This is a genomic window from Pseudomonas triticicola (assembly GCF_019145375.1).
GTDB classification, from domain to species: Bacteria; Pseudomonadota; Gammaproteobacteria; order Pseudomonadales; family Pseudomonadaceae; genus Aquipseudomonas; species Aquipseudomonas triticicola.
Genome location: NZ_JAHSTX010000001.1, coordinates 3,599,524 through 3,622,951 on the forward strand (window position 1 = coordinate 3,599,524; position 23,428 = coordinate 3,622,951).

Sequence of the window (23,428 nt, forward strand, 5' to 3'; positions counted from 1 at the left end):
GCCTGACCATGTTTAGCAAAAAGTTTCGCAATTTTCTGCTGTTCGGCGGCATCGCGGCGATTTTCGCTGCGGTCGGCTATTGGAACATCAGCCCGGAACGCTTCCTCGACAAGCCACCGGTTTCGGCTGCCGAGAATCCGATCGACTGGTACGCGACCAACACGCATACCATTCAGTACCTGCCCGACGGCAAGGTGCAGTACGAGATGACTTCCGACAAGGCCGAGCACGTCAAGGCTACCGATGTCACCCTGGTGACCAAGCCTGATTTGAACATGTACCGCGGCACCGACTTCCCGTGGCATGTGACCAGTGAGCGCGGCGAGGTGAATTCGGGCGGTACCGAAGTGGAATTGATCGACTCGGTACGCGTACAGCGCACCGACGAGAAACAGCGCGGCACCCTGATCACCAGCACCCGCATGACCGTGTTCCCGCAGCAAGAATATGCGCAGACCGCGCAACCCGTTAGAATCGAGGGCGCTGGCGGCGTATCGACTGGCGTCGGAATGAAAGCGTACCTGAAGGACAGCAGGATACACCTGCAATCGAACGTAAGAGGACAGTATGAGGCTCGTTAAAACCCTCCCTATTTTGCTCAGTCTGGGCGCAGCACTGGGAAGCGCGAGCGCCTGGTCCCTGCCGAACGATCAGCAGCAGCCTATCCGCATTCAGGCCGACGACGCCCAACTGGACGACAAGAATGGCATCGCCACCTATAAAGGTGACGTGATCATTACCCAGGGCTCGATGATCGTTAAAGGCAACACCGTGACCATGACGCGCGCGCCCAATGGCGACATCGACGTGGTGACCTCGGTGGGCAACCTGGCTTACTTCGAGCAGTTGCAGACCCAAGGCGACGCCAACCCGGTCAAGGGCTACGGCGTGACGATTCAATACCACGCCCAGCAGAACCGGGTGGTGCTGATCGACAAGGCCAAGGTTATCGACAAGGATAACAACGTCACCCAGGGCGAAAAAATCGTCTACGACACCGTGAAGAAACTGGCCAGCGCCGGTCGCGCCACGGGCAGCAAGGTCACCGAATCGCGTCCGCGCATCGACATGGTGATCCAGCCGAAGAAGAAAACCGAAGAGAAATCCCAGTAATGGCAACTCTGAAAGCTCAGCACCTGGCCAAGGCCTATAAAAGCCGCCAGGTCGTGCGTGACGTCAGCCTGTCGATCGACAGCGGGCAGATCGTCGGCTTGCTCGGCCCGAACGGCGCCGGCAAGACTACGTGCTTCTACATGATCGTTGGCCTGGTGCAGGCAGATCAGGGCCGTGTGCTGATCGATGATCTGGACGTCAGCCACCAGCCGATGCACGGCCGCGCCAAGGCTGGTATCGGCTATCTGCCGCAAGAAGCGTCGATCTTCCGCAAACTGTCGGTCGCCGACAACATCATGGCGATCCTCGAGACTCGCCCGGAGCTCGACAAGGCCGGTCGTCGCAAGGAGCTGGAAAGCCTGCTGCAGGAGTTTCACATCAGCCACATCCGCGACAACCTCGGCATGAGCCTGTCCGGTGGTGAGCGCCGCCGGGTGGAAATCGCTCGTGCCCTGGCCACTGCGCCGAAATTCATCTTGCTCGACGAACCGTTCGCCGGTGTCGACCCGATCTCGGTCGGCGACATCAAGCAGATCATCCATCACCTCAAGGCCAAGGGCATCGGTGTGCTGATCACCGACCACAACGTCCGTGAAACCCTGGATATCTGCGAAACCGCTTACATCGTCAACGACGGTCAACTGATCGCTGAAGGCGATGCCGAGACCATCCTGGCCAACGATCTGGTCAAGGAAGTGTATCTGGGTCACGAGTTCCGCCTGTAAGCGCGACAGCGCTGTATCGATTCAAGGCGCATTTATCCGCTTTAATTGTTACAGCGCTCTAGGCAAACACTTCAGTTTCAGGCATATAATTTGCTTAAGTTTGGCGCTTCGGCGCCCTGTAGTGGATGGCGCAAAGCGCCGGCGAATAAGGTGTTAAGCCCCTGCCATGAAACCATCGCTAGTCTTGAGAATGGGCCAGCAGCTGACGATGACACCGCAGCTGCAACAGGCCATCCGCCTGCTCCAATTGTCGACCCTGGACCTGCAACAGGAGATCCAGGAGGCTCTGGAATCCAATCCGATGCTCGAGCGCCAGGAAGAAGGCGACGACTTCGACAACGCCGATCCTCTGGCCGACAACGCCGAACAGAAGCCCGCCGAAATCCAGGAACCCTCCTACCAGGAAACCGCCCCGACGGTGGATAACCTCGAGGATGGCGAATGGAACGAGCGCATCCCCAACGAACTGCCAGTGGATACCGCCTGGGAAGACGTCTACCAGACCAGCGCCAGCAGCCTGCCCAGCAGCGATGACGATGAGTGGGATTTCACCACCCGCACGTCCGCCGGCGAGAGCCTGCAAAGTCATCTGCTCTGGCAACTGAACCTGGCGCCGATGTCCGACACCGATCGCCTGATCGCCGTGACCCTGATCGACTGCATCAACAATCAGGGCTATCTGGACGAAACACTCGAAGAAATTCTTGAAGCGTTCGATCCTGAACTGGACATCGAGCTCGACGAGATCGAAGCCGTCCTGCATCGCATCCAGCAATTCGAGCCCGCCGGGATCGGCGCCCGCAACCTCAGCGAATGCCTGCAGCTGCAATTGCGCCAGCTGCCCGCGAAGACGCAGTGGCTGACCGAGGCCAAACGGCTGGTCGCCGATTACATCGACCTGCTCGGCAGCCGCGATTACAGCCAGTTGATGCGCCGCATGAAGCTCAAGGAAGACGAACTGCGCCAGGTCATCGAACTGGTGCAGAGTCTCAATCCGCGTCCAGGCTCGCAGATCGAGTCGACCGAAGCCGAGTACGTCATTCCCGATGTGATCGTGCGCAAGGACAACGAGCGCTGGCTGGTCGAGCTGAACCAGGAGTCGGTGCCACGCCTGCGTGTCAACGCCCAGTACGCCGGTTTTGTGAAACGTGCCGACACCAGCGCCGACAACACTTTCATGCGCAACCAGTTGCAGGAAGCCCGCTGGTTCATCAAGAGCTTGCAGAGCCGCAACGAAACCCTGATGAAAGTGGCCACGCAGATCGTCGAACATCAGCGCGGCTTCCTCGAATACGGCGACGAAGCGATGAAGCCGTTGGTATTGCATGACATCGCCGAAGCGGTGGGCATGCACGAATCGACGATTTCCCGAGTGACCACACAAAAATTCATGCATACCCCGCGCGGTATTTATGAGCTGAAATACTTTTTCTCCAGCCACGTCAGTACCTCCGAAGGCGGCGAATGCTCGTCCACGGCGATCCGCGCGATCATCAAAAAACTGGTCGCTGCGGAAAATCAGAAAAAGCCGTTGAGTGACAGCAAGATCGCTGGTTTACTGGAGGCACAAGGCATTCAGGTGGCTCGCCGCACCGTCGCCAAGTACCGCGAATCCCTCGGAATCGCGCCTTCGAGCGAACGCAAGCGGTTGATGTAAGCCACGTTACAGCGTTCCAGTGGCAGGCTTTTCGGCCTGCCGCTTTATGCACTGGCAACGAAGGAGAAGCTGTATGCAAGTCAACATCAGTGGACACCAACTGGAAGTGACCCAACCTCTGCGTTCCTACATCGAGGAAAAACTCCAGCGACTGGAGCGACATTTCGACAAGATCACCAACGTGCAAGTCACGATGTGCGTCGAAAAGCTGAAGCAGAAGATCGAAGCCACCTTGCATATCCCCGGCAGCGAAGTGGTCGCCAACGCAGAAGATACCGACATGTACGCTGCGATCGACTCACTCACCGACAAGCTGGATCGCCAACTCAAAAAGCATAAGGAAAAGACCCAGAGCCTCCTCCAGGGCGCGACCGGTCGTTAACACCCCTATCCCATGATCCGACTTGAAACCATCCTGACCCCCGGCCGTTCCCAAGTGAACGCGCCGGGCGGCAGCAAGAAAAAAGCCCTCGAACAGATTGCCAACCTGATCCACCGCGAAGTGCCGGATCTGGCGATGCAGGATGTCTTCGAGGCGCTGATCGCCCGTGAAAAACTCGGTTCCACCGGTTTTGGTAACGGCATCGCCATTCCCCACTGCCGCCTCAAGAGCTGCACGGCGCCGATCAGCGCCCTGCTGCACCTCGAAGCCCCGATCGATTTCGACGCCATCGACGGCGCTCCGGTAGACCTGCTGTTCGTGCTGCTGGTCCCGGAAGCCGCGACCGATGCGCATCTGGAGTTGCTGCGCCAGATCGCCAGCATGCTCGACCGCAAGGAAGTTCGTGAAAAACTGCGCAGCGCCGCGAGCAACGAAGCCTTGTACCAGGTTGTACTGGACGAGCAGAACGGGCACTAATCATGCGTTTGATCATTGTCAGTGGCCGTTCGGGCTCGGGTAAAAGTACCGCCCTGAATGTCCTTGAGGACAACGGCTACTACTGCATCGACAATTTGCCGGCCGGTTTGCTGCCGGAACTGGCCGAGCGTGCGCTGATTCACACGGAGCTGGCGCAGCCGCTGGTCGCCGTGTCGATTGATGCGCGCAACCTGCCCAGCCATCTGTCACGCTTTCCCGAATTGCTCGAAGACGTCCGTGCCAAACACATCAAGTGCGATGTGCTGTATCTGGACGCCGACGAGGAAACTCTGCTCAAGCGTTTTTCCGAGACCCGGCGACGTCACCCGCTGAGCAACGCCAATCGCTCACTGGCCGAGGCGATTCACGATGAAACCGCCCTGCTCGGCCCGATCGCCGATCTGGCCGATCTGAAAATCAACACCACTAGCCTGAACCTCTATCAGCTTCGCGACACTCTGAAGCTGCGCCTGCTGAATCAGCCGGAACCCGGCACGGCGTTTCTGGTTGAATCATTTGGCTTCAAGCGCGGCATGCCGGTCGATGCCGATCTGGTCTTCGATGTGCGCTGCCTGCCCAATCCGTACTGGAAACCGGAGCTGCGCGCGCAATCGGGCCTTGATGCACCGGTGGCCGAGTACCTGGCGCAGCAGCCGGATGTCGAAGAAATGTATCAGGACATCTACGCCTACCTGAACAAGTGGCTGCCACGTTTCGCCGCCAGCAACCGTGCTTACGTGACCATTGCCATCGGCTGCACCGGCGGGCACCACCGCTCCGTCTACCTGACCGAACGTCTGGGCCTGGCCCTGCAGAAAACCCTGAAGAACGTCCAGGTTCGCCACCGCGACCTCACCTAAAGGATTCACACCGCGATGCCTGCTCGTGAAATCGAAATCATCAATAAGCTGGGTCTGCATGCGCGGGCATCGGCCAAATTCGTCGGCGTGGCCGGTCAGTATCCAGACTGCACGATCCGGGTGGGACGCACCCCTGAAACGGCTGTCGACGGCAAGAGCATCATGGCAATGATGATGCTCGCGGCGGGCAAAGGCACCAAAATTTATTTGAGTACCGAAGGGCATCAGGAACAGGAAGCCATGGATGCGCTGGTAGCGTTGATCGACAACTACTTCGACGAAGGTGGCTGATAGCCAAAGTCAAAAGATCGCAGCCTGCGGCAGCTCCTACAGGAAACGCATTCCAAGGTACGAGCTGCCGCAGGCTGCGAATTTTTGATCCTCTTTCAACCCAACGCCGTATCCATCACCATCATCAGACAGAACCCGATCAACAGGCCCAGACTCGCCAGCTTGTCATGCCCATGACGGCGCGACTCCGGGATCACTTCGTGGGTCACCACCAGCAACATCGCCCCGGCCGCCAGTGCCAGCCCCAGCGGCAACAGCACCTGAGCCAGACTCACCAGCCACGCACATAACAGTGCAAATACCGGTTCGACCAGCCCAGACGCCGCGCCAATCAAAAATGCCCTGACCCGCGACATCCCTGCCCCGGCCAGCACCAACGCAATCACCAGTCCTTCCGGCACATCCTGCAACGCAATGCCCATCGCCAGGCTGTCGGCGTCCGCCATCCCGCCGCCGGCAGATACGCCAACCGCCATGCCTTCTGGAATGTTGTGCGCGATGATGGCGAACACGAACAGCCAGATTCGCGGTGGAATCACCGGTTGCTCCAGCGTGCCGACGAGCATCTCCGGCGAGGCACCCGAAACGCGCCGATCCACCAGATAAAGACCGAACGCGCCGAGCAGGATGCCGAAGCAGATCAGGCCACTGGCGGCCCACGGCGTCAGGCCAAGGCTCTCAGCTGCCGCAATGCCCGGCACGATCAGCGAAAACGCCGTCGCCGCCAGCATCACTCCGGCACCAAATCCCAGCAAGGTGTCGCTGAGTGCCTGCGGCATGCGCCGGATCACCAGCACCGGCACCGCGCCAAGCGCCGTGCCCAATGCGCAGATGGCACCGCCCTGCAACGCGCGCAACAGCTTCGGTTCCAGATTCAGCCATTGCAAACCGTGGGCGACCAGCAAAGTCATCCCCGCCAGCAGCAACAGCGAGCCCACCGCGTAACGAAACATGCGCCCGCTGCCAATCGCCAGTGTTTCCGTGCCCATAGTCAGCCCTGATTGTTTTTATGGAAGGCTTAAACCAGTGCGGCCTGATAGCGCGCAGCAACTTCCGGCCAATTAATCACGTTGTAGAACGCGTTGATGTATTCCGGGCGACGGTTCTGGTAGCGCAGGTAGTAGGCGTGCTCCCAGACGTCGAGACCAAGGATTGGTGTGTTGCCGGTCATCAGCGGGCTGTCCTGATTGCCGCTGCTTTCCACGACCAGTTTTTTCTCCGGTGTCACGCTGAGCCAGGCCCAACCGCTGCCGAAACGGGTCAGCGCGGCCTTGGTGAAGGCTTCCTTGAAACTGTCGAGTCCGCCCAGTTGCTCGTCGATGGCCTTGGCCAGAGCGCCGTTGGGCTTGCCGCCACCGTTGGGCACCATCACTTCCCAGAACAGCGAATGGTTGGCGTGGCCGCCGCCCTGATTGATCACCGCCGCGCGAAGTTTTTCCGGCAGTTGCTGGACGCTGGCGACGAGTTTTTCCACTGGCCACTCGGCGAATTCGGTGCCTTCCACGGCGGCGTTGAGGTTGTTGATGTAGGTCTGGTGATGCTTGGTGTAATGGATTTCCATGGTCTGCGCATCGATGTGCGGCTCGAGGGCATCGTAGGCATAAGGCAAGGCAGGCAAGGTAAAAGCCATTTCAGTGGACTCCATACTGATGGGGATTTGAGGCGCGGCGGGCATTGCCGGTGTCCGGATGCAGCAGGCGCTGGGTGCGCGGGTACTCGCCGTGCTCGCTGATGAAATTCAACAGTTCGACGTAGGTCTTGCTGCTCTGGCGCAACGCCGCCTCACGCAGGGCCGGACGCAGGCGTTCGTCCTGCATGGTCTGCAACAAACGTTGATGGATAGCGCACAGGTATTCGGCGCTCTCCTCCGGTTGGTTCAGGCGCAAATGCAGGTCGGCGAGGTTGTGATGAGAGACGACGCAGGCCGCCACCGCTTCGTCGGCATCCGCCCAGCGTTCGAACAACACTTGCGCCAGGGCCAGGGCTTGCAGGTAAGCCTCACGGGCGTCGATCAGTTCGCCCAGCATGAAGCAGTGATTGGCCCGTTCGATCGTGCGTTTCCAGTGCTCCATGGTGAGCCTCCAAAGCGGTTGCGGGATTTACACGCCGCCGGCGGTGAGTTTCTCGGGGTTGAGCAACTCTTCCAGTTGGCTGCGCGACAGGTCGGAGTGTTCCAGAGCGACGTCGATCACCGCGCGGCCTTCCTTGTAGGCTTAGCGCGCGACGGATCTGGCGGCTCATCCAGCGCCCGCTTTCGAGGTAGGGCTGCTCGTGCAAGGCAGAACTCATGATCCGGGTCTCGTTCGGAGATGAGATTTATTATTAGATGATAATGAGAACCAACACAAGTGCTCGAGTTTGCGCTGTTAACTTGTGGGAGCGAGCCTGCTCGCGAATGCGCTGTGTCAATCAGCACATTTACAACTGATCCACCGCTTTCGCGAGCAGGCTCGCTCCCACAAGGGATTTGTGCGAAGCGAATAAAAAAGGCGCGCCATCCAGAACGGATGGCGCGCCTTTTTTTGTTGGCGGATTCGCGGCTTAGCTGCCGGCGACAGTCATCCGCTCGATCAACACCGAGCCGGTGCGGATGTTGCTGCGCAGCTCCAGATCATTACCCACCGCGACAATCTGCTTGAACATGTCGCGCATGTTGCCGGCGATGGTCACTTCCTGCACAGCGAACTGGATCTCGCCGTTTTCCACCCAGAAGCCCGCCGCACCGCGCGAATAGTCGCCGGTGACCATGTTCAGGCCGTGGCCCATCAATTCGGTGACCAGCAGACCTCGGCCCATGCGCTTCAACAGCGCTGCCTGATCTTCATCGCCATGGGTGACGAACAGGTTGTGCACCCCGCCCGCGTTGGCGGTGCTCGGCATGCCCAGTTTGCGCCCGGAATAGGTGCCGAGGATGTAGGAGACCAACTCGCCCTTTTCGACGAACGGTTTCGCGTAAGTCGCCAGGCCATCACCGTCGTAGGAAGCACTGCCCATGGCACGCATCAGATGCGGACGCTCATCAATGGTCAGCCATTCCGGAAACAGCTTCTGCCCCAGTGTGCCTTCGAGAAACGACGATTTGCGATACAGACTGCCGCCGGATACTGCCGAGAGGAAGCTGCCGAACAGACCGCCCGCCAGTTCGGCGGAAAACAGCACCGGCACCTCGCATGTCGGCACCGGCCGCGCGCCCAGACGGCTGGCTGCACGTTGCGCGGCACGCTGGCCGATGCTCACCGGATCGGCGAGCAGACTGCCCTGGCGATTGACGTCGTACCAGTAATCGCGCTGCATCTGGCCGTCGGCTTCAGCGATCATCACGCAACTCAGGCTGTGCCGGGTCGATGCGTAACCGCCGATGAAACCGTGGCTGTTGCCGTAAACCCGGCAGCCCTGATGGGTGCTGAGGGTGGTGCCGTCGGCGTTCTTGATCCGCGCATCGGCATCGAACGCCGCGGCCTCGCAGAGCAAAGCCTTCTCGATGGCCTGCTCCGGGGTGATGTCCCACTCGTGGAACAGGTCGAAATCCTGCACATCCCTGGCCATCAGCGCCGCATCGGCCAGACCCGAGGCTTCGTCCTCGGAGGTGTGTTTGGCGATGGCCAGTGCTGCTGCGACGGTTTCACGAATCGCCTCCGGCCCGGTGGCCGAGGTGCTGGCCGAACCTTTGCGCTGGCCGACGTACAGGGTGATGCCAAAACCCTGATCACGGTTGAATTCAACGGTTTCGACCTCGCGCTGACGCACCGAGGTCGACAGCCCCTGCTCCAGCGACACCGCGACTTCACAGGCGCTGGCGCCCTGGCGCTTGGCTTCGGCGATGATCTGCTCGACCTGTTCTTGCAGTGCCGGCAATGCCTGCGGGCCGACGCTTTGAACTGCACTCATGCTCATCTCCACTCAAATTCTGCTTTCGGCTGGGGTCATCGAGCGACCGGGCCGGACAAGCGGCCCCCGACTGGTTATCATGGCGGCGTTTCTTTGCGGACTGCCACCATGGTTGATTCTTACGACGACTCCCTCGATACGGGAGAAAAAAGCAAATCTCAGGTCAAACGCGAGTTGCATGCGCTGGTTGACCTCGGCGAGCGCCTGACCACACTCAAGCCTGATCTGGTCGCCAAACTGCCGTTGACCGACGCTTTGCGCCGGGCATTGGCCGATGCGCCCAAGCACACCGCGAACATCGCGCGTAAACGGCATTTGCAGTTCATCGGCAAACTGATGCGCGACCAGGACACTGACGCGATTCTGACTCTGCTCGATCAACTCGATGCCTCCACTCGCCAGTACAACGAGCGTTTCCATAATCTGGAACGCTGGCGTGACCGCCTGATCGCGGGCGATGACGCCGTGCTGGAGAAATTCGTCATCGAGTACCCGGATGCCGATCGCCAGCAATTGCGTTCCCTGATCCGTCAGGCCCAGCATGAGGTTGCGCAAAACAAACCGCCTGCTTCGAGCCGCAAGATCTTCAAATACATTCGGGAGCTGGACGAGACTCAACGCGGCCTGCGTTGATAATCGTCACCGGGTGGCCGTCCTGCGCGCCACCCGAAAGCCCCACCGTTCTTATGCGCCCGTGCCACCCACGGTGATCGCATCGATCTTCAGCGTTGGCTGGCCGACACCCACCGGCACCGACTGCCCATCCTTGCCACACGTACCCACACCGCTGTCCAGCGCCAGATCGTTACCGACCATCGACACCCGGCTCATCGCCTCGGGGCCGTTGCCGATCAACGTCGCGCCTTTGACCGGTGCGGTGATCTTGCCGTCCTCGATCAGATAAGCCTCGCTGGTGGAGAATACGAACTTGCCGCTGGTGATATCGACCTGACCGCCGCCGAGGTTGGCGCAGTAGATGCCCTTTTTTACCGAGGCGATGATTTCCGCCGGATCGCTTTCACCGCCGAGCATGTAGGTGTTGGTCATGCGGGGCATCGGCAGGTGCGCGTAGGATTCGCGGCGACCGTTACCGGTGCGCGCCACGCCCATCAGCCGCGCGTTGAGCTTGTCTTGCATGTAGCCCTTGAGTACGCCGTTTTCGATCAGCGTAGTGCACTCGGTCGGCGTGCCTTCGTCATCGACGCTCAGCGAACCGCGACGGCCGCTCAAGGTGCCGTCATCGACGATGGTGCAAAGCTTGGAGGCAACCATTTCACCCATGCGCCCGCTGTAGGCCGAGCTGCCCTTGCGGTTGAAATCGCCTTCCAGACCGTGACCGACCGCTTCGTGCAGCAGCACGCCGGACCAGCCGGAACCGAGCACAACCGGCAAGGTACCGGCCGGCGCCGGAATCGCTTCCAGATTCACCAGCGCCTGGCGCAGCGCTTCGCGGGCATAACCCATGGCGCGGTCTTCGGCGAGGAAGTAGCGGTAATCGGTACGCCCACCGCCGCCGTGCCCGCCGCGTTCGCGACGGCCATTCTGCTCAACGATGACGCTAACGTTGAAGCGCACCAGCGGTCGCACGTCGGCGGCCAGGCCACCGTCGGTGGAGGCCACCAGAATCCGCTCCCAGACCCCGGCCATGCTCACGCTGACCTGCTGAATCCGTGGGTCGAGTGCGCGGGTGGCGACGTCGATGCGTTTGAGCAACTCGACTTTTTCCGCGCGGCTGAGCACTTCCAGCGGGTTATCCGGCGCGTACAGTTGCGCGACGTCCTGGCTGGTGAATGCCTGCACGGTGCCGTTCTGCCCGGCACGTGAGATCGAACGCGCGGCGCGGGCCGCTGCACCGAGGGCTTCGAGGGTGATCGCGTTGCTGTAGGCAAAACCGGTTTTCTCACCGGACTGCGCGCGCACGCCGACACCTTGGTCGAGGTTGAAGCTGCCTTCCTTGACGATGCCGTCTTCCAGCGCCCATGACTCGGAAATCTGGCCCTGGAAATACAGGTCGGCGGCATCGATGCCCGGCCCGGCCAGATCGCCGAGCACGCCTTGCAGGCTCTCGATCGTGACACCGCCGGGTGCCAACAGGTGATCACTGACTGAGGACAACAACTCGCTCATAGGTTTACGCCTTAAATTCGTGTTCTGAAGCAGGCCGCTGGGCGCCCTGCGAGAAAAACCGCCGATGACGCGTCACCGGCATGCGCGCCCGGATGGACGCTTGTTCATCGCTGTCGCGGGCGGCCAGCAACACCGCCTCGCCTTGATCCTGCTGGGCCAGCACACGCCCCCACGGGTCGACAATCGCCGCATGCCCGAAGGTCTCGCGTGGCCCCGGATGACTGCCGCCCTGTGCGGCCGCGAGGATATAACACTGTGTTTCGATGGCCCGCGCGCGGATCAGTACATCCCAATGCGCGGCGCCGGTTACGGCCGTAAACGCCGACGGTGCAGTAATCAATTCGGCACCGGCGGCACGCAATTCACTGTACAGCTCCGGGAAACGCAAGTCGTAACACACGCTCAGACCGACGCGCCCCACCGGCGTATCCGCCACCACTACATTACCGCCATAAGCATAGTCATCGGATTCACGGTATTGGCCGCGATTGTCGGCGACATCGACATCGAACAGATGCAGCTTGTCATAGCGCGCGACGATCTCGCCGTATTCATTGATCAGCAACGAGCAGGCATTGGCTTTGGCCGTGGGTTGACCCAACGGTGGCAACGGCAATGTACCGGCGACTATCCATAAGGTGAGGTCGCGGGCGGTCTGTTTCAACCAGGGCAGGATCGGCCCTTCGCCCGAGGCCTCGGCGCGGCCGATATCGGCGACGTCGCGACGGCCCATGGCAGCGAAGTTTTCCGGCAGCACCGCGAGTTTCGCCCCGCTGGCGGCGGCCTGTTCAAGCAGGCGTCGGGCCTGGGCCAGATTGGCCAGCACGTCACTCTGGCTGACCATTTGAATCACCGCTAAAGACATGGCCGCTCCTCGGGATTTGCATGTACCTGTGTAGGAGCTGCCGCAGGCTGCGATCTTTTGATTTTTTTTAAGAGCCAGATCAAAAGATCGCAGCCTTCGGCAGCTCCTACAGGGGTAGTGTCTGCTAGTTAAAAAGGCTTGTCGAAGGTGATTTTCGGCTCTTTCCAAGGGCCTGTGACGGTGTACTTGACGCTGGCGAAGCGCGCCACGCGGTCGCCGATCAGCTTGTCGATGAGGAACAGCGCGCCGCCGACCGCCGGTGCGCCGACGAGCAGTGCGGCGATCGGCAGGTTGTTGGTCACCGGCAGTGTCACCAGCAATTTCGCATCGACCTTGTCACCAACCAGATCCAGCGTGCCGTCCAGCTCAAGATTGCTCGAAGGCCCGGTCAGGCGAATCGGCTCACGGGTGACGTAGACACCGTTGTTCGCCACCAGCAAACCTTTGACCCGATCGTAGCTCAGGCCTTTGCCGAACAGGTCGGAGAAGTCCAGACGCAGGCGCCGGCCGATCGAGTTGAAGTTGAGCAGGCCGAACACCCGCAGCGCCTGAGCACCGCCCTCCACTTCAACGAACTGGCCTTTGTTCAGCGAGGCATCGAGGGTGCCGGAGAAGCGCTTGGTCGCCAGCCACGCCGGCGAGCCCGGCCAACGTCCATCGACGTCCATATGGAATTCTTCGCTGGTCACGCTCGGCGCGAAGCCCCAGCCTTTGAGCACGTCAGCCAGATTCTTGCCGCCAATACGACCCTTGTACCAACTGCTGGTCGCACCCGGAGTGCCTTCCCAGCCGCCGTTGCCTTGCAGGAGGATGCCCTTGAGGCCCATGTCGAGGTTGTTCAGGGCGATGCCCTTGGCGGTCGGCCGCACTTTCAGCGACCAGCCACCCACCAGATCGGGGCCGAGGAACAATTGATTGAGGGTGATATCCAGCGCCGGGATTTTCGTCGGATCGACCGACGCCAGTGGATCCGGCGCGTTCTCGTCAGCCTGCACCGCTGGGTCCGGCGCCGGCAGTTTCACGTACTGAAGATTCACTGCAATCGGCACGCCCTTGGCGTCTGGCAGGCTGGCCGTGCCCTTGGCCTGCTGACTATCGAGAGCGAGATTCCATGCGCCGGGCTTGCGATTGATCTGCACCGAGGCCTGATCCAGTGTGGTGCCGAGCGCGGTCAATTTGCCGACCTTGATGTCAGCGCTGCTGAGCAGTTGCTTGGCGCTGCCGCCCGGATCCCCGCCGGCGTATTTGTTGGCCAGATCCTGCCACGGCGCAACGTCCAGCTCTGACAGCACCCCACGAATGCGCAGGCCCTTGGCGCCCGGCAACACGGCTTCGCCAGCGCCAAGAAACAGCTCGCCACGGCCATCGCCGAAGTTGCTCGGCGGCGCGGCAAAGGTGAAATTGGCCAGTTGATCGTAATTGACCCAGTAACGCCGCTCCTGCCCTTGCAAGGTCATGCGGAACACCGTGTCACGCCCGACATCGGCGGCCATGCCGAACGGCGCCGGCAAATCCACTGCCACACCTTTGAGGCTGGAGCTGACCATCAATTGACTATCGGCGCCGGAAAGATTCAGCTGCAACTGATACGGAATCGTCCCGGACACCGGCAACGGCTGGGTCACGCCCAGCCAGTCGGTGAGCTTTTTCACTTCGACCTGTCCGGATGCGGCGACGCGAGTCTTGATCTGATTGGGGCTGCCGTCGGCGAATATCTGCGCAGTGACCGGTTTGTCGAAGGCCCGCGCAGAAATGTTCTGGCCGCTGAGGCCTTTGTTACTGTCGAAGCGGAAATCGCCTTTGAGCTGGCTCAGTTCCAGTTTCGGTTCGGCCAGTTTCAGCCGCGCGTTGGCGGTCTTGAAGTCGACGAGAATTTTCGGTTGGTCGCCCTTGGCCAGCGGAATATCCAGCTTGAGCTTGCCATTCAGATCACCGGCGCCTTCCCAACCGGCAAAGGTCTCGCCAGTGCCGATCGGCGCTTCCTGGAGAATCTTCAGGCCATCGCCCAGGCCACCGGCAAATGCGCCATCGAGGAACAAATGCGAGTTCTGCCCGGACGGTACGTGAGGAATATTGACGAAGACATCGCTGACTTGCGTGTCGAGCAACTGGCCCTTGCTGGCCCAGATGCGCACGCCGCTGTCTTCGATGAACACATCGCCGCTGACTTTGCTCACATGCGGCCAGCCCGGCTGAAACGCCAGCTCGGCGTCGTGCACTTTGAAGAACAGGCTGATGCTGCGATCAGCCTCGCCGGCGTTCTTGCTCAGCGAGCCCTGATACTGGAAGAAGCCCTGATCCACCGCGCCTTTGAGGATCGCTGTGCGCAACCACTCATCAAGCGCAGGGCTTAACACCGCCGGCAGGTATTTCGCGGTGTAGCGACCGTCACCATCGACGAGGCCGACGCGCAGGTCCATGTAGTCTTCCTGGCTATGGTCGAAGTGCAGGCGGATAAGGAAGTCGCCGGCAATCTTGCCCTCCTCGCCCAGCACCTTCAGGTACGGCGCAATCAGGGTGAAGCCGTCCTTGTCGAGCTTCCAGGTCAGCCGCGCATTGGCCTGCAGGTATTGCCATGGCTTGGCGAAAATCGGATCGAGGTGCAGGACGAAGTCCTTGCTGTCGAGGCGCAACTCACCGCCGTCCAGATTGCCGCTGAGGCTGCCGCTGACATTTCGCGCCGCCGGAGCGCCGTGGTAGGCATCGAAACCGACATTATCGAGGTTGGCGGCAAAGCCGAATTTGCTGCCATCGGTGGCAGTCGGGCGGAAGTCCAGCAGCACATTACGCAGGCCGCCGGTTACCTTCAAACGCTCGACCACAGTGGCGAAGCTTTGCGGTAACGGCCCCAGCGCATTGAGCAGCGGCGTGATCGGGGTCAGATCGAGGCGATCGGCCTGCAAATGCCAGAGCTCTTCAGCGTTGGCGCTGGCGCGAGTCTGCTGCACCTGCACATGAGATTCCCAGCGGGTGTCGCCGAAGCTCATCGCCAGTGAATCAAGAGTGACCTTCGCGCCCTCGGCGGTGTTGCGGTAATAGGCGTTGAGCGCCAGATTGTTGATCTGGATCGGCTTGCGCTCGGCGTAGGCACCGGTCACTTGCGGCGCATTCAGGCGCAACGCGGCGCTTTGCAACGCGCCTTCGGCCCAATCGACCCAGAGTTCGCCGCCGGCCTTGATCTCGGAAAAATTCCATTGCTGGGTCAGGCGCTCGGGCAGCCATTTCGACCAGTCGCTCTGCGGCAGGCTGGCATAACCCTCGATGGCGCTGTTCTGCCATTGATCGGGACGCAGCTGGCTGCGCAGGCTCAGCGCGACGGGCTGGCCATCGGGCAAGGTCAGACGCGCGTCAAGACGCTGGCGACTGGCGCCGGTACGCACATTGAGGCCGACATAGGTGAGCGTCATGGGCGGGTGATCGAGCGGTTGCAGGGTCACCTGGCTGTCGAGCACCGACAGTTGCTTGATCATCTGCGAGCGCTGGAACAGTTGCGCTGCATCGAACGGCTGATCCTTCTGCACCGGCAGACCTTCCAGCGCCCAGGTACCGTCTTCGGCTTCCTTGAGGCTGATCTTCAAACCGTTGAGTTCGATATGCGCGAGGCGCACTTCGCGGGCGAGCACGCTGCCCCACATATCCGGCACCACCCGCACGCGGTCGAGGCGCAGAGCGTTGGCACCGTCGCCGACCATCACGTCATGGGCCAGCAGGATCGGTGCGAAACCGCTCCAGTTGCCTTCCAGCTCACCGATCTGCAAGGGCATGCCGAGGGCAGCGCTGGCCTTGTCTTCGATGTCGGCGCGGTATTCGGCCACCAGTGGCGTCAGCTCGCGGCCGAGACTGACGTACAACGCCATCAACACCAGAACCAACGCGCACAGGCCCAGCCCCCAGCGGGTGAGTGCGGCCAATATGCGTGTCAGACGCTCCATGTCAGTTGGCTCCCATGGCAAAAATACTGCGAAAAGCTGAGGCCAGCCGCGTTGAATGAATGGTGATGCAGGGCTTCAGAGCAGCACCACGTCATATTGTTCCTGGGAATACATGGTTTCCACCTGGAAGCGTATGGTGCGGCCGATAAAGCCTTCAAGCTCGGCGACGTTACCGGACTCTTCATCGAGCAGACGATCGACCACTTTCTGGTTGGCCAGCACTCGATAACCCTCGGCCTGGTAGGCCCGCGCCTCGCGCAGAATCTCGCGGAAGATCTCGTAACAGATGGTTTCGGCGGTCTTCAGTTTGCCGCGTCCCTGGCAACTGCTGCACGGCTCGCACAGCACCTGTTCGAGGCTTTCGCGGGTGCGCTTGCGGGTCATCTGCACCAGGCCCAGCTCGGTAATGCCGATGATGTTGGTCTTGGCGTGATCGCGCTCCAGCTGTTTCTCCAGAGTGCGCAGGACCTGACGCTGATGCTCTTCATCTTCCATGTCGATGAAGTCGATGATGATGATCCCGCCGAGGTTGCGCAGGCGCATCTGCCGAGCAATCGCCGTGGCCGCTTCGAGATTGGTCTTGAAAATGGTTTCTTCGAGGTTGCGATGACCGACGAACGCCCCGGTGTTGACGTCGATGGTGGTCATGGCTTCCGCCGGATCGATCACCAGATAGCCGCCAGACTTCAGCGGCACCTTGCGCTCCAGCGCGCGCTGGATTTCGTCTTCGACACCGTACAGATCGAAGATCGGTCGTTCACCCGGGTAGTGTTCCAGACGATCAGCGATTTCCGGCATCAGTTCGGCGACAAACTGCGTGGTTTTCTGGAAGGTTTCCCGGGAATCGATGCGGATCTTCTCGATCTTCGGATTGACCAGGTCACGCAGGGTGCGCAGGGCCAGGCCGAGGTCTTCGTAGATCACGCTCGGCGCGGCGATGGTCTTGATCTGCTCGTTGATCTGGTCCCAGAGGCGCCGCAGGTAACGGATGTCCATGAGGATTTCATCAGCGCCCGCGCCTTCAGCGGCTGTGCGCAGAATGAAGCCGCCGGCCTCCTTGATGCCTTCTTTGGCCACGCAATCGCTGACCACCTGCTTGAGACGCTCGCGCTCGGCTTCGTCTTCGATCTTCAGGGAAATGCCAACGTGGGCGGTGCGCGGCATGTACACCAGATAGCGCGAAGGAATCGACAGTTGTGTGGTCAGGCGTGCGCCTTTGGAGCCGATCGGGTCCTTGGTGACTTGCACCACCAGGCTCTGACCTTCGTGCACCAGCGAACTGATGCTTTCCACCGCCGGGCCTTCGCGCAGGGAGATTTCGGCGGCGTGAATGAAAGCTGCACGATCGAGGCCGATGTCGACAAATGCCGCCTGCATGCCCGGCAGTACACGAACGATCTTGCCTTTATAGATGTTGCCGACGATCCCGCGTTTCTGCGTGCGCTCGACGTGGACTTCTTGCAGCACACCGTTTTCGACCACCGCCACGCGCGATTCCATCGGCGTGATGTTGATCAGAATCTCTTCACTCATGGCAGGATCTCGTTCAGGCATGTTCACGATAGTGGCCGCATCTGGATTCGTACGACGCTCAGGGCGTGTTCAGGTTTTGCCAACAGGGTATGCCGAAATGGCCCAACACCTCGCAGGTTTCGCACAACGGCAGGCCGACCACCGCCGAATAGCTGCCGTCGAGCCCGGCGACGAACACCGCACCCAGGCCCTGAATGCCATAGCCGCCGGCCTTGTCGCGCGGTTCGCCACTGGCCCAGTAGGCGCCGGCCTCTTCGCGGCTGATGCTGCGAAAACGCACGCGACTGCGCACCACCCGCGACTCGCAGCGCTCACCTTCGAGCACGGCGATGGCGGTCAGCACTTCGTGTTCGTTGCCGGACAACATCATCAGCATGGCGCATGCATCGGCTTCGTCCACCGGTTTGCCAAGTATTTTGCCGTTGAGTACCACAGCGGTGTCGGCGCCAAGCACGCAGAACGGCTGGTCAGAGACGACCGAGCGGCGCCCGGCCTCAGCCTTGCCACGCGCGAGGCGCTCGACATAGGCCGAAGGGGATTCTTCAGGAAGCGGGGTTTCGTCGATGTCCGCGCTGATGGCGGAGAACTGCACGCCGATTTGCGTGAGCAATTCACGGCGACGCGGTGAGCCGGAGGCGAGGTAAAGCAGTTTCATCAAAACATCTCCCTGTTCAGTGCCCTGCTTCACCGGCTCAATAGATTCTGTAGCGTCGGCACATTCCGCGAAGGGCGAAGCTGACCCACGGCCAGAGCAAGGCACTGACCAGCGCCGGCAAGACCAGCGCCAGGGTTGGCTGACGGTTGCCGGTCAGAGCGCTGAGCCACAGTTGCGCCAATTGTGCGAGGCCGAAGATCACCAGGATCACCAGGCACTGCTGCCACATCGGGAACATGCGCAGGCGCTGCTGCAACGACAACACGAGGAAAGTGATCAGGGTCAGGATCAACGCGTTCTGCCCGAGCAGGTCGCCCTGCAGGACATCTTCGGCCAGCCCCAGACAGAACGCCGTGACCATGCCGACCGTGTGCGGCATGTACAGCGCCCAGAAAGTCACGAGCAAGGCCAGCCACAGCGGGCGAAGGATTTCCATGAAGATCGGCAACGGTGAAACGCTGAGCAGGATGCCGACGAAGAACGTCAGCCAGATCATCCAGCCGTTTCCGGATTTTTTCGCGCCGACCATTATTCTCGTCCCCCGGTAGTCGCTGGCGGTTTCGCCGGTGGTTTGCTCGCGGCCGGTGGCTTGGCAGCGGCCGGAGCGGCAGCGGGCGGTTTGCTCGCGGCAGGCTTGGCAGGCGTGGTGGCAGGCGCCGCTGCTTCAGCGGCCGGCGCTGCGGTAGCGGTCGACGGCGTGGCAGGCATGATCAACGGTTTCGGCACGCTGGCCGGCAACATCGGGCCGCCGCCGTGAGCGTCGAGCTGTTCCTGGGCCTGGGCGGCGTCATTGGCGCGTTCCTCGGCAGTGCGGCTGTCGCTGAACACCAGCAGCAGGTAGCGGCTACGGTTCAGGGCGGCGGTCGGTACCGCACGGACAATGGCGAACGGTTGGCCGGAATCGTGGATGACTTCCTTGACCGTGGCCACCGGATAACCGGCTGGAAAACGCTGGCCGAGACCGGAGCTGACCAGCAGATCGCCTTCCTTGATGTCCGCCGTGTCGGCGACATGACGCAATTCCAGGCGCTCCGGGTTGCCGGTGCCACTGGCAATCGCGCGCAGACCGTTACGGTTTACCTGCACCGGAATGCTATGGGTGGTGTCGGTCAGCAGCAGGACCCGCGAGGTGTACGGCATCAATTCAACCACCTGGCCCATCAGCCCGCGTGCATCGAGCACCGGTTGGCCGAGCACCACGCCGTCGCGCTCACCTTTGTTGATGATGATGCGATGGGTGAAGGGGTTGGGATCCATGCCGATCAGCTCGGCCACTTCGACCTTTTCGTTGACCAGCGCGGAGGAGTTGAGCAACTCGCGCAGCCGAACGTTCTGCTCGGTCAGGGCCGCGAGCTTTTGCATGCGTCCCTGCAACAGCAGGTTTTCGGTCTTGAGTTTTTCGTTTTCGGCGACGAGCTCGGTGCGGCTGCCGAACTGACTGGCGACCCCTTCCCACAAGCGGCCAGGCAGGTCCGTGATCCAGTAGGCATCCATGAGCACCAGCGACGCTTGCTTGCGCGCGGGCTTGAGCAGGTCGAAACGTGCATCGACCACCATCAGCGCGACCGCGAGCACGGCCAGCACCAACAGGCGCACGCCCAACGAAGGGCCTTTGGTGAAAAGCGGTTTAATAAGCCGCTCCTCCCAGGCAAATGTTCTGTTTATTCATACGGCATCAAACCGGCCTGGATGAAGACTGACAGAAGATAAACGCCAACAGGCAGCACTGCAAAGTGCTGCCTGTGCGTTCACCCACGTATTGCATTCGAAGCATCAAATGGTGTGAAAGCGTAGCGAGCGACGGCAAGACAAGGCAAAAACAGGCGAGGAAGCGGAGTTTACGGGTTGTAAATGAGCATTCCGAGCCTGTTTTTAACGCAGTATTGCCTAGCGGAGTAGCTTTCACGCCGTTTGATTATTCGCTCGAAAGCAGGTCCATGGTGTGCTTATCCATCATTTCCAGCGCACGGCCACCGCCGCGAGCAACGCAAGTCAGCGGATCTTCGGCAACGATCACCGGCAGACCGGTTTCCTGGGCCAGCAACTTGTCGAGGTCACGCAGCAGCGCGCCACCACCGGTCAGCACCAGGCCACGCTCGGCGATGTCGGAAGCCAGTTCCGGCGGCGATTGCTCCAGCGCGCTCTTCACCGCCTGAACGATGGTGGCCAGCGACTCTTGCAGAGCCTCAAGCACTTCGTTGGAGTTCAGGGTGAATGCGCGTGGAACGCCTTCGGCCAGGTTGCGACCGCGAACATCGACTTCGCGTACTTCGCCGCCCGGGTAGGCCGTACCGATTTCCTGCTTGATGCGCTCAGCGGTGGATTCACCGATCAGGCTGCCGTAGTTGCGGCGCACGTAGGTGATGATCGCTTCGTCGAAACGGTCGCCGCCGACACGTACGGATTCGGCGTAGACCACACCGTTCAGGGAGATCAGGGCGATTTCAGTGGTACCACCACCGATGTCCACGACCATCGAACCGCGCGCTTCTTCAACCGGCAGGCCGGCACCGATCGCAGCAGCCATCGGCTCTTCGATCAGGAACACTTCACGGGCACCGGCGCCAAGGGCCGATTCACGGATGGCGCGACGCTCAACCTGGGTGGACTTGCATGGAACGCAGATCAGCACGCGAGGGCTGGGCTGCAGGAAACTGTTTTCGTGAACCTTGTTGATAAAGTACTGCAGCATCTTTTCGCAGACGCTGAAGTCGGCGATCACGCCGTCCTTCATCGGACGAATGGCAGCAATGTTGCCCGGCGTACGGCCGAGCATGCGCTTGGCCTCGGTGCCGACAGCGACGACACTTTTCTGGTTACCGTGTGTCCGAATGGCCACAACCGATGGCTCATTCAGGACGATACCGCGCTCGCGCACGTAAATAAGGGTGTTGGCAGTGCCCAGGTCAATGGAAAGATCGCTGGAAAACATGCCACGCAGTTTCTTGAACATGGGAAAGGGACCCTAGGCAACGCGTGGGTAAAAAAGTGCGGCAAACTCTAACAACGACAGGGATTTTGGGCAAGGCGCCAATATGTTAAATTGGCCGCTTTTCTGTGCACCAAGCCCCACAATCGCGGCCTTATGACCGTAGAAGTGCGGTAGTGTTCCGACAATCTAACACACGGACGCCGTCCGTTCTGTTTTCCACTGGAGAATCCCGATGGCGCTAGAACGCTCCGACGTGGAAAAAATCGCGCATCTGGCCTGCCTTGGCCTCAACGATGCCGATCTTCCGCACATTACTTCCGCCCTCAACAGCATTCTCGGGCTGGTCGACGAAATGCAGGCCGTTGATACCGACGGTATCGAGCCGCTGGCCCACCCCCTGGAAGCCAGTCAGCGCCTGCGCGCCGACGTGGTGACCGAGACGAATAACCGCGAGGCCTACCAGTCCATCGCACCAGCGGTCGAAAACGGCCTGTATCTGGTTCCGAAAGTCATCGACTAAAGGGAAAGAGCCTGCAATGCATCAAATGACTCTGGCCGAGATCGCCCGCGGTCTCGCCGATAAAAAGTTTTCCTCCGAAGAGCTGACCAAAGTCCTGCTGGCGCGTATTACCCAGCTAGACCCGCAGCTAAACAGTTTCATCAGCCTCACCGAGGATCTGGCCATCGAGCAGGCGAAAGCCGCCGATGCACGCCGGGCCAACGGTGAGAGCGGCGCCCTGCTCGGCGCGCCGATCGCCCACAAGGACCTGTTCTGCACCCTGGGCATCCGCACCAGCTGCGGCTCGAAGATGCTCGACAACTTCAAAGCCCCGTATGACGCCACTGTCGTTGCGAAACTGGCCGCTGCCGGCGCCGTGACCCTGGGCAAGACCAACATGGACGAATTCGCCATGGGTTCGGCCAACGAGTCGAGCTGGTACGGCGCGGTGAAAAACCCGTGGAACCTGGAACACGTGCCGGGCGGTTCGTCCGGCGGCTCGGCGGCGGCAGTTGCCGCTCGTTTGTTGCCAGCCGCCACGGCCACCGACACCGGCGGTTCGATCCGTCAGCCGGCGGCGTTCACCAACCTCACCGGCCTGAAGCCGACCTACGGTCGCGTTTCGCGCTGGGGCATGATTGCCTACGCTTCCAGCCTCGATCAGGGCGGCCCGTTGGCGCGCACGGCCGAAGACTGCGCGATCCTGCTGCAAGGCATGGCCGGCTTCGACCCGAACGACTCCACCAGCATCGATGAGCCGGTTCCGGATTACTCCGCCAGCCTCGGCGAGTCGCTGCAAGGCCTGCGCATCGGCGTGCCGAAGGAGTACTTCAGCGCCGGTCTCGACCCGCGCATTGCCGAGCTGATCCAGAACAGCATCCAGCAGTTGCGGAAGCTCGGTGCGGTGATCAAGGAAATCAGCCTGCCGAACATGCAGCACGCCATTCCGGCCTACTACGTGATCGCCCCGGCAGAAGCGTCTTCCAACCTGTCGCGTTTCGACGGCGTGCGTTTCGGCCACCGCTGCGAAAACCCGGAAAACCTCATCGACCTGTACAAACGCTCCCGTGGCGAAGGCTTCGGCGCGGAAGTACAGCGCCGGATCATGGTCGGTGCCTACGCGCTGTCCGCCGGTTACTACGACGCCTACTACCTGAAAGCGCAGAAGATCCGTCGTCTGGTGAAGAACGATTTCATGGCTGCCTTTAATGAAGTCGACATCATCCTCGGCCCGACCACGCCGAACCCGGCGTGGAAACTCGGCGCGAAGAACAGCGACCCGGTCGCTGCCTATCTGGAAGACGTCTACACCATCACCGCCAACCTCGCCGGCCTGCCGGGCCTGTCGATGCCGGCCGGTTTTGTCGACGGTCTGCCGGTGGGCGTGCAGTTGCTCGCGCCGTACTTCCAGGAAGGCCGTTTGCTCAACGTTGCGCACCAGTATCAGCTCAACACTGACTGGCACACCCGCACCCCAACCGGCTTCTGAGGA

At 60.9% G+C, this 23,428-nt stretch carries 23 protein-coding genes and 2 pseudogenes; 11 read left to right on the forward strand and 14 right to left on the reverse strand.

Going from position 1 to position 23,428, the window contains the following annotated elements; all coding sequences use genetic code 11:
* The first annotated feature begins 8 nt into the window (after positions 1 to 8).
* The 8 genes from lptC to KVG85_RS16120 all read left to right on the forward strand — a co-directional run bounded on the left by lptC (position 9) and on the right by KVG85_RS16120 (position 5,505).
* Positions 9 to 581: an LPS export ABC transporter periplasmic protein LptC gene (gene lptC, locus KVG85_RS16085; RefSeq protein ID WP_217864345.1), complete on the forward strand. Its 573-nt coding sequence runs from the start codon at positions 9 to 11 to the stop codon at positions 579 to 581.
* Positions 568 to 1,113, forward strand: a complete 546-nt coding sequence (lptA, locus tag KVG85_RS16090; protein ID WP_016771679.1) for a lipopolysaccharide transport periplasmic protein LptA — start codon at positions 568 to 570, stop codon at positions 1,111 to 1,113. Before lptC ends, lptA begins: the two co-directional genes overlap by 14 nt.
* Positions 1,113 to 1,838 carry an LPS export ABC transporter ATP-binding protein gene (gene lptB / locus KVG85_RS16095; RefSeq protein ID WP_024011621.1) on the forward strand — a complete coding sequence of 242 codons (726 nt, stop codon included), beginning with the start codon at positions 1,113 to 1,115 and terminating at the stop codon, positions 1,836 to 1,838. Before lptA ends, lptB begins: the two co-directional genes overlap by 1 nt.
* 166 nt (positions 1,839 to 2,004) lie before the next feature.
* On the forward strand, positions 2,005 to 3,495 hold the full coding sequence (locus tag KVG85_RS16100) for an RNA polymerase factor sigma-54 (RefSeq protein ID WP_217864346.1): 1,491 nt from the start codon (positions 2,005 to 2,007) through the stop codon (positions 3,493 to 3,495).
* A 73-nt stretch (positions 3,496 to 3,568) separates the two neighbouring features.
* Positions 3,569 to 3,877 carry a ribosome hibernation-promoting factor, HPF/YfiA family gene (hpf, locus tag KVG85_RS16105; RefSeq protein WP_007912419.1) on the forward strand — a complete coding sequence of 103 codons (309 nt, stop codon included), beginning with the start codon at positions 3,569 to 3,571 and terminating at the stop codon, positions 3,875 to 3,877.
* A gap of 12 nt (positions 3,878 to 3,889) precedes the next feature.
* Positions 3,890 to 4,354, forward strand: a complete 465-nt coding sequence (gene ptsN / locus KVG85_RS16110; protein ID WP_217864347.1) for a PTS IIA-like nitrogen regulatory protein PtsN — start codon at positions 3,890 to 3,892, stop codon at positions 4,352 to 4,354.
* Between the two features lie 2 nt (positions 4,355 to 4,356).
* Positions 4,357 to 5,214, forward strand: a complete 858-nt coding sequence (gene rapZ, locus KVG85_RS16115) for an RNase adapter RapZ (RefSeq protein ID WP_217864348.1) — start codon at positions 4,357 to 4,359, stop codon at positions 5,212 to 5,214.
* Positions 5,215 to 5,229: 15 nt separating this feature from the next.
* On the forward strand, positions 5,230 to 5,505 hold the full coding sequence (locus tag KVG85_RS16120; protein ID WP_217864349.1) for an HPr family phosphocarrier protein: 276 nt from the start codon (positions 5,230 to 5,232) through the stop codon (positions 5,503 to 5,505).
* A gap of 95 nt (positions 5,506 to 5,600) precedes the next feature.
* Here KVG85_RS16120 and KVG85_RS16125 read toward each other — a convergent pair whose 3' ends face one another.
* The 6 genes and pseudogenes from KVG85_RS16125 to pmbA form a co-directional block, all read right to left on the reverse strand.
* Positions 5,601 to 6,494: a ZIP family metal transporter gene (locus KVG85_RS16125; protein WP_217864350.1), complete on the reverse strand. Its 894-nt coding sequence runs from the start codon at positions 6,492 to 6,494 to the stop codon at positions 5,601 to 5,603.
* Positions 6,495 to 6,523: 29 nt separating this feature from the next.
* On the reverse strand, positions 6,524 to 7,135 hold the full coding sequence (locus KVG85_RS16130) for a superoxide dismutase (protein ID WP_123443393.1): 612 nt from the start codon (positions 7,133 to 7,135) through the stop codon (positions 6,524 to 6,526).
* A gap of 1 nt (position 7,136) precedes the next feature.
* Positions 7,137 to 7,577: a DUF2753 family protein gene (locus tag KVG85_RS16135; RefSeq protein ID WP_217864351.1), complete on the reverse strand. Its 441-nt coding sequence runs from the start codon at positions 7,575 to 7,577 to the stop codon at positions 7,137 to 7,139.
* Positions 7,578 to 7,604: 27 nt separating this feature from the next.
* Positions 7,605 to 7,718, reverse strand: a pseudogene (locus tag KVG85_RS25985) (hypothetical protein); the annotation flags it as partial.
* A gap of 1 nt (position 7,719) precedes the next feature.
* Positions 7,720 to 7,794: pseudogene (locus KVG85_RS26175) on the reverse strand (FagA protein); the annotation flags it as partial.
* A 252-nt stretch (positions 7,795 to 8,046) separates the two neighbouring features.
* Positions 8,047 to 9,393, reverse strand: a complete 1,347-nt coding sequence (pmbA, locus tag KVG85_RS16145; protein WP_024011613.1) for a metalloprotease PmbA — start codon at positions 9,391 to 9,393, stop codon at positions 8,047 to 8,049.
* A gap of 108 nt (positions 9,394 to 9,501) precedes the next feature.
* On the opposite strand from pmbA, the gene yjgA reads away from it, so the two are divergent.
* Entirely contained in the window at positions 9,502 to 10,026 is a 525-nt protein-coding gene (yjgA, locus tag KVG85_RS16150) for a ribosome biogenesis factor YjgA (protein WP_016771692.1), read from the forward strand.
* A 51-nt stretch (positions 10,027 to 10,077) separates the two neighbouring features.
* On the opposite strand, the gene tldD is transcribed toward yjgA, so the two are convergent.
* The 8 genes from tldD to mreB all read right to left on the reverse strand — a co-directional run bounded on the left by tldD (position 10,078) and on the right by mreB (position 21,458).
* Positions 10,078 to 11,520: a metalloprotease TldD gene (gene tldD, locus KVG85_RS16155; RefSeq protein WP_016771693.1), complete on the reverse strand. Its 1,443-nt coding sequence runs from the start codon at positions 11,518 to 11,520 to the stop codon at positions 10,078 to 10,080.
* Positions 11,521 to 11,524: 4 nt separating this feature from the next.
* The gene (locus tag KVG85_RS16160) at positions 11,525 to 12,385 is read right to left on the reverse strand and encodes a carbon-nitrogen hydrolase family protein (RefSeq protein WP_217864352.1); all 861 of its coding nucleotides are present in this window, start codon (positions 12,383 to 12,385) and stop codon (positions 11,525 to 11,527) included.
* A gap of 128 nt (positions 12,386 to 12,513) precedes the next feature.
* The gene (locus KVG85_RS16165) at positions 12,514 to 16,317 is read right to left on the reverse strand and encodes a YhdP family protein (RefSeq protein WP_217864353.1); all 3,804 of its coding nucleotides are present in this window, start codon (positions 16,315 to 16,317) and stop codon (positions 12,514 to 12,516) included.
* A gap of 75 nt (positions 16,318 to 16,392) precedes the next feature.
* Entirely contained in the window at positions 16,393 to 17,850 is a 1,458-nt protein-coding gene (gene rng, locus KVG85_RS16170; RefSeq protein ID WP_016771696.1) for a ribonuclease G, read from the reverse strand.
* Between the two features lie 58 nt (positions 17,851 to 17,908).
* Complete coding sequence (locus KVG85_RS16175) at positions 17,909 to 18,505, reverse strand: Maf family protein (RefSeq protein ID WP_217864354.1); 597 nt, start codon at positions 18,503 to 18,505, stop codon at positions 17,909 to 17,911.
* A 37-nt stretch (positions 18,506 to 18,542) separates the two neighbouring features.
* Positions 18,543 to 19,034 carry a rod shape-determining protein MreD gene (gene mreD / locus KVG85_RS16180; protein ID WP_024011608.1) on the reverse strand — a complete coding sequence of 164 codons (492 nt, stop codon included), beginning with the start codon at positions 19,032 to 19,034 and terminating at the stop codon, positions 18,543 to 18,545.
* Positions 19,034 to 20,137 (reverse strand): rod shape-determining protein MreC, encoded by a 1,104-nt coding sequence (mreC, locus tag KVG85_RS16185; RefSeq protein WP_076565845.1) that lies wholly within the window; start codon positions 20,135 to 20,137, stop codon positions 19,034 to 19,036. The genes mreD and mreC overlap by 1 nt, the downstream gene beginning before the upstream one ends.
* A 283-nt stretch (positions 20,138 to 20,420) precedes the next feature.
* Positions 20,421 to 21,458, reverse strand: coding sequence for a rod shape-determining protein MreB (gene mreB / locus KVG85_RS16190; RefSeq protein WP_002555108.1), 1,038 nt, complete (start codon positions 21,456 to 21,458; stop codon positions 20,421 to 20,423).
* Between the two features lie 211 nt (positions 21,459 to 21,669).
* On the opposite strand from mreB, the gene gatC reads away from it, so the two are divergent.
* Together gatC and gatA are read left to right on the forward strand one after the other, a co-directional pair.
* A complete protein-coding gene (gene gatC, locus KVG85_RS16195; RefSeq protein ID WP_024011606.1) occupies positions 21,670 to 21,957 on the forward strand; it encodes an Asp-tRNA(Asn)/Glu-tRNA(Gln) amidotransferase subunit GatC in 288 nt (95 codons plus the stop codon).
* 16 nt (positions 21,958 to 21,973) lie between these two features.
* Positions 21,974 to 23,425 carry an Asp-tRNA(Asn)/Glu-tRNA(Gln) amidotransferase subunit GatA gene (gatA, locus tag KVG85_RS16200; protein WP_217864355.1) on the forward strand — a complete coding sequence of 484 codons (1,452 nt, stop codon included), beginning with the start codon at positions 21,974 to 21,976 and terminating at the stop codon, positions 23,423 to 23,425.
* Positions 23,426 to 23,428: the final 3 nt, after the last annotated feature.